The organism is Gluconobacter sp. Dm-74 (genome assembly GCF_018256135.1).
GTDB lineage: Bacteria > Pseudomonadota > Alphaproteobacteria > Acetobacterales > Acetobacteraceae > Gluconobacter > Gluconobacter cadivus.
On record NZ_JAERLX010000001.1, the window covers coordinates 556,822 to 569,964 of the forward strand.

The 13,143-nt window shown below is 61.0% G+C and carries 12 protein-coding genes; 4 read left to right on the forward strand and 8 right to left on the reverse strand.

The annotated features are described in order from the left end of the window. Nucleotides 1-26: 26 nt before the first annotated feature. The 6 genes from JK208_RS02595 to pdxH all read right to left on the reverse strand — a co-directional run bounded on the left by JK208_RS02595 (nucleotide 27) and on the right by pdxH (nucleotide 6,158). A complete protein-coding gene (locus tag JK208_RS02595) occupies nucleotides 27-941 on the reverse strand; it encodes a lysophospholipid acyltransferase family protein (RefSeq protein ID WP_211574210.1) in 915 nt (304 codons plus the stop codon). Beyond that, a complete protein-coding gene (lpxK, locus tag JK208_RS02600; RefSeq protein WP_211574211.1) occupies nucleotides 938-1,921 on the reverse strand; it encodes a tetraacyldisaccharide 4'-kinase in 984 nt (327 codons plus the stop codon). The genes JK208_RS02595 and lpxK overlap by 4 nt, the downstream gene beginning before the upstream one ends. Next, nucleotides 1,918-3,783, reverse strand: a complete 1,866-nt coding sequence (locus tag JK208_RS02605) for a glycosyltransferase N-terminal domain-containing protein (protein ID WP_211574212.1) — start codon at nucleotides 3,781-3,783, stop codon at nucleotides 1,918-1,920. Before JK208_RS02605 ends, lpxK begins: the two co-directional genes overlap by 4 nt. A 64-nt stretch (nucleotides 3,784-3,847) precedes the next feature. Then, on the reverse strand, nucleotides 3,848-4,576 hold the full coding sequence (locus JK208_RS02610) for a polysaccharide lyase family 7 protein (RefSeq protein ID WP_211574213.1): 729 nt from the start codon (nucleotides 4,574-4,576) through the stop codon (nucleotides 3,848-3,850). Between the two features lie 47 nt (nucleotides 4,577-4,623). After that, on the reverse strand, nucleotides 4,624-5,508 hold the full coding sequence (locus JK208_RS02615; protein ID WP_194261445.1) for a universal stress protein: 885 nt from the start codon (nucleotides 5,506-5,508) through the stop codon (nucleotides 4,624-4,626). A gap of 47 nt (nucleotides 5,509-5,555) precedes the next feature. Beyond that, complete coding sequence (pdxH, locus tag JK208_RS02620) at nucleotides 5,556-6,158, reverse strand: pyridoxamine 5'-phosphate oxidase (RefSeq protein ID WP_211574214.1); 603 nt, start codon at nucleotides 6,156-6,158, stop codon at nucleotides 5,556-5,558. 371 nt (nucleotides 6,159-6,529) lie between these two features. Here pdxH and fabI point away from each other — a divergent pair, with 371 nt between their 5' ends. Both fabI and aroC read left to right on the forward strand, forming a co-directional pair. Next, nucleotides 6,530-7,381, forward strand: a complete 852-nt coding sequence (fabI, locus tag JK208_RS02625) for an enoyl-ACP reductase FabI (protein ID WP_211574215.1) — start codon at nucleotides 6,530-6,532, stop codon at nucleotides 7,379-7,381. A 1-nt stretch (nucleotide 7,382) separates the two neighbouring features. After that, complete coding sequence (aroC, locus tag JK208_RS02630; RefSeq protein WP_194261443.1) at nucleotides 7,383-8,465, forward strand: chorismate synthase; 1,083 nt, start codon at nucleotides 7,383-7,385, stop codon at nucleotides 8,463-8,465. A 22-nt stretch (nucleotides 8,466-8,487) separates the two neighbouring features. Here aroC and JK208_RS02635 read toward each other — a convergent pair whose 3' ends face one another. Next, a complete protein-coding gene (locus JK208_RS02635) occupies nucleotides 8,488-8,919 on the reverse strand; it encodes an OsmC family protein (protein WP_211574216.1) in 432 nt (143 codons plus the stop codon). 337 nt (nucleotides 8,920-9,256) lie between these two features. On the opposite strand from JK208_RS02635, the gene JK208_RS02640 reads away from it, so the two are divergent. Together JK208_RS02640 and JK208_RS02645 are read left to right on the forward strand one after the other, a co-directional pair. Then, complete coding sequence (locus JK208_RS02640; protein WP_211574217.1) at nucleotides 9,257-11,233, forward strand: ribonucleoside-diphosphate reductase subunit alpha; 1,977 nt, start codon at nucleotides 9,257-9,259, stop codon at nucleotides 11,231-11,233. Between the two features lie 25 nt (nucleotides 11,234-11,258). Next, on the forward strand, nucleotides 11,259-12,278 hold the full coding sequence (locus JK208_RS02645) for a ribonucleotide-diphosphate reductase subunit beta (RefSeq protein ID WP_211574218.1): 1,020 nt from the start codon (nucleotides 11,259-11,261) through the stop codon (nucleotides 12,276-12,278). Here the strand turns inward: JK208_RS02645 and JK208_RS02650 are convergent. Further along, complete coding sequence (locus JK208_RS02650; RefSeq protein ID WP_211574219.1) at nucleotides 12,275-13,141, reverse strand: tRNA1(Val) (adenine(37)-N6)-methyltransferase; 867 nt, start codon at nucleotides 13,139-13,141, stop codon at nucleotides 12,275-12,277. The genes JK208_RS02645 and JK208_RS02650 overlap by 4 nt on opposite strands. Nucleotides 13,142-13,143 lie beyond the last annotated feature (2 nt).

Sequence of the window (13,143 nt, forward strand, 5' to 3'; positions counted from 1 at the left end):
AATCTGCCATGCTGTAAACGCATAGCTCAACAGGGTGTTGCCATATTCCGGTACAGGGATTTGTCCCAGCGACGATGCAGCCAGAGCCAGGAGCCCGGGATTTCACGGATCCAGAATTCAAGACGGTCGTTAAACAGCTGCGTCAGGGCGAGGACGTCTTTTGCGCGGTCATCCGTTTTTTCAGGCGAAAAGGGTGGATCAACCACAAGCACGAGTCTCGCTGGGCCGTCACGGCGCACATGACCGGTGACAATCAGAGCGTCATGCCGCAGCGCGAAGACTGCTGCGGCGGACGCTGTCATGGCGGGGCGTCCGAAAAGGCGGGCTTCGATTCCGTCGTTCATTTTCTGATCGCCCAGAACCCCCAGATGACCGCCTTTGGACAGGTGTTTCAGGGCTGAGCGTGCGCCTTTGGCCCCTTTGGGGAACATTGGCACATCCTGTCCCATGGCCTCCTGACGAAGGCTGTGGATCAGACCGTCGACGCCCGGGTTGCTGGCCGCCCGATAGAAGGAGGCGAATGGCATACCGTAACGCGCAACCACCGGCGGCATGAGTTCCCAGTTCCCGATATGGCCGGAAAAGAAAATGACCGGCCGGCCTGAAGCCTTTGCGGCTTCAAGATGTTCCGTGCCCTCGACGCTCCATCCCGCACCGGAGGGTGTGTTGTGTTTCAGGTGACCGATATGAGGGAACTCGCCGACCGTCCGCCCCAGATTGTCCCAACAGTCGCGCACGATACGTCGTCGGGCGAGAGCGTCGAGTTCGGGCATGGCGAGTTGCAGGTTCCGGTCCGCTATTTTCGAGACCGGCAGTGCTGGGCCGATGGTCCGGGCTACACCCCCTCCAAGATTCGAGGCTGCGGCTGCGGGAAGGGCGCGGATCACGGTCAGAAGTCCACGGATCAGCCAGGTTTCCGCGCGGTATAGAAAAGACGTCATGGAGTGCTGAACAGCAGATCGAGAAGGCGTTCGGGCGCTTTCGGATCAGCCCAGAGCAATTCGACGTTTATGATCTTCACCTGTGTGCGGAATGGAAAGGGCAGTTTCACGGCATCCTTCGCGGTCGTGACCAGTGTGGTGCCCGATTCCCGGCTGAGGGTTTCGAGGCGCTGAATATCGCGGGGTGTGTAGACATGATGATCGGGGAACGGGAGTGCGCGGATGGGTGTGACACCGGCGTCCCGTAGCATGTCGAAAAATTTTTCTGGGCGCCCGATTCCTGCGAACGCCACGATCCGCCGTCCCTGAAGGGTTCGGATTTCAGGGCCGGGAACCAGTCTGGCCTGTGCGGTCAGGAGATGACGCGGAAATGTCGGGAGCAGGTTGTGTCTGTCGTCTCCGATGACGACGACAGCCTGTGCGCGGGAGAGCGCATCCGGGAGGGGTTCGCGGAGCGGACCTGCGGGGAGGACGCATCCGTTGCCGAAACCCGTTATGCCGTCCACCACCAGAATGGAGACGGTCTTGTGCAGCGTCGGATTCTGGAAGCCGTCATCCATGACGAGGCAGTCTGCCCCCTGACCAATGGCGAGACGCGCAGTTTCAGCCCGGTTGGCGCCAATCCATGTCGGCGCGGACTGTGCGAGGAGGAGCGGTTCGTCGCCTACGTCGCGGGCGGTGCTGCGTCCGGGATTGACGTCGATGGGGCCGCGCTCACGTCCACCGTGGCCCCGGCTGAGGATATGAGGATGGTGGCCCCGGTCTTTGAGGCGCTGCACGAGGTCGAGAGCGAGAGGAGTCTTGCCCGTCCCGCCTGTGGTAATGTTGCCGCAGCACAGAACCGGAATGGGAGCATGAAATGTGGGCCGCCTGAGGCGGCGGCGGGTAAGGGTCGTGGCGACGAGAGAGAATGGCCTGAGAAGGCGGGCGGTGAGACTGCGCCTCGGATGCAGCCAGAAACGGGGTGGGCGACCTCTCATCGTTCAACCGTTCTGAGGATACGGTCTCGCAGGACGCTCACGACCGAGCGCTGCAATCCCGTGGTCCTGACGGGCGGGAGAGGGGATTTGAGCCATCGTGTCAGACACTCCACATCGTTCACGATCTGGATGGTATCAGAAATGGTGACCATTGCCTCCCGCCAGTTCTCCATTTTCGGGCCGGTTGCCGTTGGAGTTCCCAGACGCAGCGGTTCGAACGGATTATGGCCGCCGCCTTTTCCGGTCAGGGAATTTCCCAGAAAACAGCGGTCCGCCAGTCTGTAGAACAGGCCTAGCTCGCCGAGTGTGTCGGCCAGCCAGACTGGGGTTTGTGGCGTCGGTTCCTCGCCGGCAGAGCGGCGGGGGAGCTGGAAACGCTCTGCCAGTTCCGCGCCACGAGCGGGATGGCGCGGGACAAGGATGGTCAGAAGATCGGGTTGAAGGGTGCGGGCGCTTTCGGCGGCTTGAAGGACGAGGTCCTCCTCACCCGGATGGGTGGATGCGGCAACGAATATCGGACGTTCCCCAAACAGGGCCTTCAGACGGTTATATTCCGCTTCGTCATAAGGAAGGGGCGGGGCATCCTGTTTGAGATCGCCGTCTTCGTAGACCGGAGCGGCTCCAAGTGCGCGAAATCGCGCTGCATCTTCAGGGCCGCGGGCTGCTACCCAAGAGAGACGTCCCATCATGCGCCGTGCAGGGGCACGCAGACGGCCCCAGCGTTGGGAGGAGCGGTCCGACAGGCGTCCGTTGACGAGCATGACGGGAATGTCCCGGTCCGAACAGGCCGCAATGATGCCCGGCCAAAGCTCGCTTTCAACGAAAACCGCGCCTTCGGGTTGCCAGAGGTTGAGGAAGCGCCTCAGCCAGCGGGGTACGTCATGTGGAATGAAGCGATGGATGATGCGCTTCCCGAAAAGCGGGTGGCGCGCGACGATTTCGCTCCCTGTAACGGTTGCTGTCGTAAAAAGAAGTGTCAGCTCCGGTCGGGCGTCGAGCAGGGCCTCGGCCAGAGGCAGGGCGCAGAGGGTTTCGCCAACACTGGCGGCATGAAGCCAGAGAATCCGGCCTGCGGGGCGCCGGGTGTTGCCCAGCCCCATGCGTTCACGCAGACGATCGGGGAGTTCACGACCCTTCTGCAACCGGATGCGGAGCATGACGGTCAGGGCCGGAGCAAACAGGGTTCCCGTCAGACGCCACAGATGCTCGCTCACGCCAGATTGGTGATGCCGCTGAATGCTCTCTGCTCGCCCTGAAAGCGTATTCAGTGCGTTCTGGAGGTCAGAGGCTCCCGGTTGGAACAGGGGTTCGCCCAGAATGAGCGCGCCGCGTCCGAAGGGGAGCGGGAAGGCGAGTCCGTCCCACGAGGGCAGACGCAGACTTGTGCATGCCATGCCGACCGGCACCACTGCGCATCCGGCAAGGCGCGATAAGGCCACGGCACCGGGCTGGACGTGTTCGGCTGGTCCGCGTGGGCCGTCGGGAGTGATGCCCACGATCGCACCACTGTGCAGTTCTTTCAGGGCGGTCCGTAAAACTGCAGCGCCGCCTTTGTTCCTGCCGTTCTTACTGGAGGAGCCGTGGATACCAATAATACCCCATGGCCGGACAACATCGGCGATCAGCATGCCATCCGGATTGCGGGAAATCAGTACCCGTAATTGCAGCCGTGGCTCCTGCGAACGGGCCCAGAACCAGAGTGCGGGACTGAGCGTCAGGGAGCGGTGCCAGAAAGCAACCACAGCCCCGTTTTGGGGCGTGAGTAGTGTTTCGACCGCACGGGGGGAGCCGCTGACCTGCCAGCGCGTGGAGCGTAGGCAGAGTCCCAGCCACAGGCGGAGCAAGCGTGGAGGCAGGGTCATGTCGCGTCGGGTAGCACGCGACGTTACAGGGGGCAAAGACCGGGCATTTCGACAGGCAGGACCATCAGGCTGTCGGATGATTCATCTCAAGGGATGTGAACGTCACGCGCGCTGAGACGCTGTGGCAGGGCATGTGCCAGCCGGTCTGCCCGGCAACAGCCTCGAACCACATGGCAGGAGCTGTCGCTGCGGCTGGCATGGCGAATACATTGCGGGTGCCATTCACGACGACAAGCAGCGTTCCATTGGGTCGGGAAGAGAGACCGTAGCTGATGCTCCGGTCAGGATAGATCGTCCCGGCAACGACGCGGCGCGTTTCGGTACCATTATGAATGACGGCAATAACCTGCGAACGCTTGCCGTCCGCGATCAGTTGTACGACCGGTCCCTGCGCGCTCTGGATCTGGCCGATAATGACGCGCTGATTGCTGGGCCATGTGTCGATGTGCAGGGTGGCGGTCATGTCCGCCGGAGTCTGCTGGAAATACCATGCCGTCCCCTCGCGCAGCACGGTCGCGGGGGCCGTTTGGCCGCGGATGGACGGCTGAAGCGCATCCGTCCGCAGGGTAATGGCGCCAGTCGCAGCATTCTGCTCATAGAACGGGCTGCGATAGCCCGTCGCGAGCGTGGTGCCGGGAACGAGGCGCAATTTGAGGCGTGCCTGCGGTTCCTGAAGGGTAAAGCCAACAGCCTGAGGTGGGGCGTGCGTGTCCATGGCCGATGCGGGAGCCAGCGCGGTGCCTGCCAGCGTGAGGGTCAGGCAGGTGGCGCAGAAGAGGCGGGGCAGGGACATGGGACGGTTCCTTCAGGTCAGCAGGCAGAAAGCGGCAACAGGTGTGTTCAGCGGCTCATGAGAACCGTGATTTGGGCGTGCTCCAGAATATGACGGGTGACGCCGCCCAGAATCATTTGCCGCAGGCGGGAATGGGAATAGGCCCCCATGCCGAGCATGTCGGCATTGAACTCCGTGGCAGCGTTCAGCAGGCCCATACCAATGTCCCTGTTGACGGCCTCAAACTCGCGGGATGTGGCGGAAATGCCGTGCATCCGCAGATAGGTCACGACCTCGTCTGCCCCCGGACCGCGGCGCTGATAATCCTGGCAGGTCAGAACCTGCACCGCTTCGGCCTTGTGGGCCCAGGGCAGGATGCAGCGCAGGGCCAGCGAGGCTTCGGGCGTTCCGTTCCAGGCAATGGCAATCCGTCTGCCGACCGATTTTGGCGGAGACGGCGGCGCGATCAGCAGAGGGCGTCCGCTGTCGAACAGGATGGCGTGCAGCGTTTCGGAAGCGCGCGGGTCCCCATCCTTGGCAAGATTCGGGACCAGCGTCATATCGGCCAGACGGGAGCGCCATGTCAGGGAGTCGTGCTCGGTTCCGTTGAGGACGTCGAGGCTTGCGCTGACGCCTTCTCCGGCCGAAGAGCCGATTTTCGAGGGCTCGATACGACGGATGCCATGTTCATGGACGAAAGCGTCGAAAGCCCTGCGGATCTTGATGGCCCGGTGCTGCGCTTCGGTGATGGCGGTGTCGATCATTTCATTGACCATCCCCGCCGAGATACCTTCACCGGCCAGTGTCGCGACTTCGGACGGGTCCGATCCGACCACGACTGCGGACAGATGAGCGTCGAACCGGCGCGCGAAATCCAGCGCGACCGACATGACGGCGTCCAGCTCATAGGTGCCGTTCAGGGGGAGAAGGATGTTCTTGATGTCGATAAGCATGGGTGAAGGCTCCCCGGCCGTAATTTTGTGACGTCGTTATGATGTATTTACGGATAAAGTCGTGTGACGTTCCATTGGTTTCCATCACGCGTCCACACAGCGCGATCATGCAGGCGATAGGGACGGTCCTGCCAGAATTCGATAGCCTCGGGCAGAACGCGGAAACCGGACCAGTTGGTGGGACGGGGGATCGGGCCGTCTCCATATTTTTCGTCCGCGGCCTTCAGTCGCTCCTCGAATGTGCTGCGCTCGTCGAGCGGGCGGGACTGGTCGGAAGCAATGGCGCCGAGGCGCGACATACGGGAGCGGCTAGCGAAATAGGCATCGGCTTCGGCTGCAGTAACGACTTCGACGGGCCCCTCGATCCGGACCTGACGGCGGACAGATTTCCAGTGAAACAGCAGGGCGGCGTGCGGATTGGCGCGCAGTTCGCCGCCCTTGCGGCTGTCCAGATTGGTGTAGAAAACAAACCCCCGCTCATCCACGCCCTTCAGCAGCAGCATCCGAACGGACGGATGTCCGTCAGGCGTTGAGGTGGCGACGGCCATGGCGTTGGGATCGTTTGGTTCGGCGGCCTCCGCGTCCGACATCCAGGCTGCGAACAGGGCGAAGGGATCGGCCTTCAGATCAATCAGGGGGAGGTCGGACATCGGGTGCTCCTTGGGATCGGCATGACGGAGCGGTGCAGGACCGCTTGATCTGTAATCATAACGCGACTGACGCGTTGCAGCTATCGCGCGGCTTATTGGAGTAGCGTTTGCGGATGGTAACGCAGCAGGGTTGCGTCAGGCGCATTCCTGTTGTCGGAAAAACCCATGGCTCCAATATCCGACGGCGACATCTGAATGACTGAAAGAATGCTCGTTTCCTGAAAACGCTCAGGAACCGTCGTCGCGCCGGAGTGATGCCTTAATGTCCTGTCAGAAGGCAAAAAACCGGGCAATCGTCGCAAAGTCTTGTCTGTAACGGGCGCTTGTGCAACCACCACCCTCAATACGCCAACGCGATTCAGGAAATCACCATGTCTGAAACGGAAGACAATATCCCGGCACCCGTGACCGGAACCCTCATGAAGGGCAAGCGCGGTGTGATCATGGGCGTCGCCAACAAGAACTCGATTGCCTGGGCCATCGCCAGTGCCTGCGCGGCACAGGGTGCCGAACTGGCTTTCACCTATCAGGGCGAGGCGCTGGGCAAGCGCGTCCGTCCGCTGGCCGAGAGTGTCGGGTCCGAACTCGTCATTTCCTGTGACGTCAGCGATGACGACGCCATCAACACCACGTTCGACGAGATCGAGAAGGTCTGGGGCAAGATCGACTTCGTGCTCCACGCCATTGCTTTTGCGGACAAGCAGTATCTCCGTGGCCGCTATATCGACACGCCGCGTGATGCCTTCCTGCAGGCCATGGACATCTCCTGTTATTCCTTCGTGACCGTCGCCCGTCGTGCGTCCGCGATGATGAATCCGGGTGGCTCGTTCCTGAGCATGACCTATCTGGGTGCCGAGCGCGTTATGCCGCACTATAACGTGATGGGTGTGGCCAAGGCGGCTCTGGAAGCCTCCGTGCGCTACATGGCCGCCGATCTGGGCCGCGACGATATCCGCGTCAACGGCATCTCCGCCGGTCCGATCATGACGCTGGCCGCCAACGGGATCAGCGATTTCCGCTATATCCTGCGCTGGAACCAGCTCAACGCTCCGATGGAGCGCAATGTGACGCTCAAGGATGTCGGCGGTTCGGGCATGTACCTGCTCTCCGACCTGTCCAGCGGCGTGACGGGCGAGATCCATCATGTGGATTGCGGCTACCATACGGTCGGCATGAAGAACCCGGATGCTCCGGATATCGCAGCGGTTGGCTCCGGGACCTGACATGTCGGACAACAGCTTCGGGAAGCTCTTTCGCGTCACCACCTGGGGTGAGAGTCACGGACCAGCCATCGGCTGCGTCATTGATGGCTGTCCGCCCCGCCTGAAGCTGTCCGAAGAGGACATCCAGCCCTGGCTCGACCGCCGTCGTCCAGGGCAGTCCCGCTTTACCACGCAGCGCCGAGAGGCGGATCAGGTCCGCATCCTGTCGGGCGTGTTTGAAGGCCAGACGACCGGCACCCCCATTTCGCTGATGATCGAAAATACCGATCAGCGGTCGAAGGATTACGGCGATATCGCAACCCGCTATCGCCCCGGTCATGCCGACATTGCCTATGACATGAAATACGGTATCCGCGATTATCGCGGGGGCGGCCGCTCCTCGGCGCGCGAGACGGCCATGCGGGTTGCCGCAGGGGCCGTGGCGCGCGTGTTGCTGAAAACACTCGTGGGGGAGGGTGTAAAGATCCGCGCGGCCCTGACCGGCATTGGTGGTCAGACCATCGATCCATCCCGCTGGGACTGGGATGAGGTGGAGCGCAATCCGCTCTGGTGTCCCGATGCGGGTTCCGTGGGCTCGTGGGAGGCTTTGCTCGACTCCGTCCGCAAGGATGGATCGTCGATTGGGGCGACTGTCGAAGTCGTGGCGGAAGGTCTACCCTCCGGACTCGGTGCGCCGGTTTATGGCAAGCTGGATGCCGATCTTGCGGGTGCCATGATGGGGATTAATGGCGTGAAGGGCGTCGAGATCGGGGATGGTTTTGCCGTGGCCGCCCTGCGTGGCGAACAGAACGCCGATCCGATTTCGCCCGGGCCGCAGTTCGCATCCAACCATGCAGGTGGCATTCTGGGCGGCATTTCCACAGGGCAGCCCATCGTGGCGCGTTTTGCGATCAAGCCGACCAGTTCGATCCTCACACCCGTTCCCAGCATCACGCGCGATGGCGAGTCTGTCGAAGTGATGACCAAGGGCCGGCATGATCCCTGTATCGGGATCCGCGCCGTTCCCGTGGCGGAAGCGATGATGGCCTGCGTACTGGCCGACCATCTGCTGCGCGATCATGCGCAATGTGGCTGGGGCCGCTAGACCCCAGCCAGCACACGACGTTTTAGTGTTCGAGGGTGGCATCCAGCGTGATGTTCGCCTTGATGACCTGCGACAACGGGCAACCCGCCTTGGCTTTGTTCGCAATGTCGAGAAACTGGGTTTCGGACGCGCCCGGAACCTTGCCGCGCAACGTGAGATGAGACTGGGTGATGGCAAAGCCTTCGCCGGACTTGTCCAGCGAGATGGTCGCCTTCGTTTCGAGTGATTCGGCTTTGAATCCAGCCTGTTCGAGCATCATGGACAGCGCCATCGTGAAACACCCGGCATGGGCCGCACCGAGCAGTTCCTCGGGGTTCGTGCCGGGCTTGTCTTCAAAGCGGGTGTTGAAGCCGTAAGGCTGGTCATACAGAGCGCCGCTCTGGGTGGAAATCGTGCCTTTGCCGTCCTTGAGACCGCCGGTCCAGTGTGCCGAAGCTGTCTTTTTGATGGTCATGATGAGCTCTTTCGCGATGTGGGTTTCGTACTCCAAACGCGATGCCGTTCGGATCGTTGCCCGACATGATGTCCCCAAATTTCCCAACTCTGTGACCGCTATCACACACCGGGAAAACGCTGCGGGGGAAAACTCTTGGGATAACAACGCTTAGGGGCGGTTTTCTGCGATCAGCACTATATCTAGGGGCATTAACGAATTCCTTCCCTAGATATGGGATGGTTCGCATTCACAGCTCTTTCTATTTTGCAAGCGAACTTCGTGCTTGCGATCGGGTTCGGAGTGATGGAAATGAGTGCTCAAGATTTCGAAAATAGATGCCCTGCGGAGAGAGCGAATGACCCTTCATGACGTGACGATGGACGTGTCCGATCAGTCCGACCGACCGCATGACGTGCGCCCGCTATCCGACCACCCCGTGGGTGAGACGCCGATTCCCGGAGATGCCAATTCGGCAGACATGTTCGATGACGTTGTGCAACTCCCCGGCCATCATGCCGTGCGCGTCGATCGTTCGCGCGATTCCCTGCTGACGGATTTCGGTAAAGCGACACTCAACAACCGCTATCTGCTGCCGGGCGAGGACTATCAGTCACTTTTCGCCCGCGTCGCCTCTTATTACGGCGCGGATGCAGGTCATGCGCAGCGGATCTATGACTACATTTCCCGTCACTGGTTCATGCCGGCCACGCCCGTTCTGTCCAATGGCGGAACCGAACGCGGACTGCCGATTTCCTGCTTCCTGAACGAGGCCGAAGACAGCCTTGAGGGAATCGTGGGGCTGTGGAACGAGAATGTCTGGCTGGCGTCCAAGGGCGGCGGCATCGGGTCTTACTGGGGCAATCTGCGCTCCATCGGCGAAAATATCGGCCGCAACGGCAAGACGTCCGGCGTCATTCCCTTCATTCGCGTCATGGACAGCCTGACGCTGGCTATCTCGCAGGGCTCTCTCCGTCGTGGTTCGGCGGCGGTGTATCTGCCGGTCTGGCATCCGGAAGTGGAAGAATTTGTCGAGATGCGCCGCCCGACGGGTGGTGATCCGAACCGAAAGGCGCTGAACCTTCATCACGGCGTGCTCGTGACCGATGCGTTCATGCGTGCGGTCGAGGCGGATGAAGAATGGGCGCTGCTGTCGCCGAAGGATCATAGCACAATCCGCAAAGTTTCGGCGCGTGGTCTGTGGATCCGCATCCTGACGGCCCGGATGGAGCAGGGCGAGCCCTACATCATCTATTCTGACCATGTGAACCGCGCCCGTCCGGAGCATCACAAGCTGGCTGGTCTGGAAGTGAAGACCTCCAATCTCTGCGCCGAGATCACCCTGCCGACCGGCATCGATCATCACGGTAAGAACCGTACGGCTGTCTGCTGCCTGTCCTCGCTCAATCTTGAGACCTGGGACGAGTGGAAGGATGATCCGCAGTTCATCGAGGACGTCATGCTGTTCCTCGATAACGTGCTGCAGGACTTCATCGACCGTGCACCGGATGACATGGCGCGCGCCAAATACGCGGCTGCCCGTGAGCGTTCGGTCGGTCTGGGGGTGATGGGGTTCCATTCCTTCTTGCAGGCCCGGATGATCCCGTTCGAGTCCGTGATGGCGAAGGTCTGGAACCGGAAGATTTTCGAATATATTCGCAAGCAGGCCGATGCTGCGTCCAAGCACCTGGCGGAAGTGCGTGGCCCGTGCCCGGATGCCGAGGAATACGGCTTTATGGAGCGCTTCTCGCACAAGCTCGCCATCGCGCCGACGGCCTCGATTTCGATCATCACGGGCAATGCCAGCCCCGGCATTGAGCCGATCAGCGCCAATGTGTTCCTGCAGAAAACGCTTTCGGGCTCGTTCTCGGTGCGCAACCGCCACCTGAAGAAAATTCTGGAAGAGCGTGGGCAGGATACGGATGAAGTCTGGTCGGCGATCACGCTGAACAAGGGCTCGGTGCAAAACCTCGACTTCCTGACGCAGGACGAGAAAGACGTGTTCAAAACGGCGTTCGAGCTCGACCAGCGCTGGGTCGTGGAACATGCCGCAGACCGTGCACCGTTCATCTGTCAGGCGCAGTCGGTCAATCTGTTCTTGCCCGCTGACGTGCACAAGCGTGACCTGCATCAGATCCATTTCCAAGCTTGGAAAAAGGGCCTGAAGTCTCTCTATTACTGCCGTTCCCTGTCCGTGCAGCGCGCCGATGCGGTGTCCACGCTGGCGGTAAAGAGCGACATTCTGGAAGACGAAAAATACGAAGCCACGGCTCAGGCCGCCCCGCGCGGCGAGATGAGCAGCGGCGATTACGAAGAGTGCCTGTCCTGCCAGTAATGGCGGGATGTGAAAGGACGCGATCATGAGCGACACCACCCCGATCTCCGGCACGCCGGACGAGCAGCATTTCGACCTGATGACCGCCAACCCGGTCTACAAGCCTTTCCGCTACCCTTGGGCCTATGACGCCTGGCTGACCCAGCAGCGCGTTCACTGGCTGCCCGAGGAAGTGCCGCTGGCTGATGACGTGAAGGACTGGCACCGGACGTTGACGGCGGCCGAGCAGCATCTCGTCACGCAGATTTTCCGCTTCTTCACGCAGGCGGACGTGGAAGTGAATTCCGCGTACATGAAGTATTACAGTCAGGTTTTCAAACCGACTGAAGTGCTGATGATGCTGTCGTCGTTCTCGAATATCGAGACGATCCACATCGCCGCGTATTCCCATCTTCTTGATACCATCGGGATGCCCGAGACCGAGTATTCGGCTTTCCTGAAATACAAGGAGATGAAGGACAAATACGATTTCATGCAGTCGTTCAACATCGACAGCAAGCGTGAAATCGCCAAGACCATGGCGGCGTTCGGGGCGTTTATGGAAGGCCTCCAGCTTTTCGCGTCCTTCGCGATCCTGCTGAACTTCCCGCGTTTCAACAAGCTCAAGGGCATGGGGCAGATCGTGTCCTGGTCGGTGCGTGACGAGACGCTGCACTGCCTGTCCATGATCCGCCTGTTTCGCACATTCATACGCGAGAACCCGGAACTGTGGACAGCCGATTTCCGCGAGGAACTCACGCAGGTCTGCCGCACGACGGTCGAGCATGAGGATGCGTTCATCGATCTGGCGTTCGAAATGGGCCCGGTCGAGGGCATGTCGTCCGATGACGTGAAGGCCTATATCCGATTCATCGCTGATCGCCGCCTGACGCAGCTTGGTCTGGATCCGGTCTATGGGCAGGAAAGCAATCCGCTGCCGTGGATCGACGACATGCTGAACGCCGTTGAACACGCCAATTTCTTCGAGAACCGTTCGACCGAATATTCCCGTGCCTCCACCTCCGGCACATGGGAAGAAGCGTTTGAAGGCAACGTTTTTAGCTAAAAACAGGGTCTGGAGAGGTCCTGACTTTCAGGCAGGGCTTCTCCGTCTCTCAGAACACGCTCTGCGGCGGCGGTGAAACGCCCGTCCGCTTCATGCAGAACCAGTCCGGCCCGAAGCCGGAAAATTCCCCGTCCGCCATAGACGGCGCGGACCAGAACCAGCTTTGCTTCGCGGCCCGCTCGTGGCCAGAAGGGATAGAACTGGATCGAACCACACCCATTTTCCAGTAAAGTCCGGCAGATCCTGTCCGCGCTGGCGGCTGACAGGACGAATGTCAGCGTTCCGCCCGGCAGAACCCATTTTGTCAGGGCGCGCGCCCAGTCTTCCGGTGCGGTCGTCTCCGCACTCAGGGCGAGGCGGCGTCGGCTGTCGGGAGAGGGCGTGCCGTGCGGGCTGTGCCAAGGTGGGTTGGCCATCACATGATGAAAACGACCATTGGCGGTTGGTGTGAGGGCGCGCAGGTTTTTGGGGATGTCGGGCAGATGGGCGTGGACCACCTGAATCCGCGTTTTACCGTCGGGATCAGCATTGGCGCGGATATTGCGCTCGGCCAGTGCCAGAGTTTCCGGATCGGCTTCCAGCCCGACTCCACGAACCCCCGGAAGGCGTGCGGTGAGGCACAGCAGGGCTGCTCCAGCCCCGCAACCGGCTTCCAGAACCGTTTCGCCAGTTTTTGTAGGAATGGAAGCTGCCATGAGAACAGGTTCCAGACCCGTCCTGTAACCTTCGGTGAACTGATCGTAGCGCACGCGCCCTCCCAACAGCGATCCTTCTTCGCGGGTGGGGCCGGGAGCGGAAAATGCATGGCCGGAGAAGATGTTCGGAGGGGGCAATGGGTTGACCGTCTTCCTGCTGCCGCTCATAT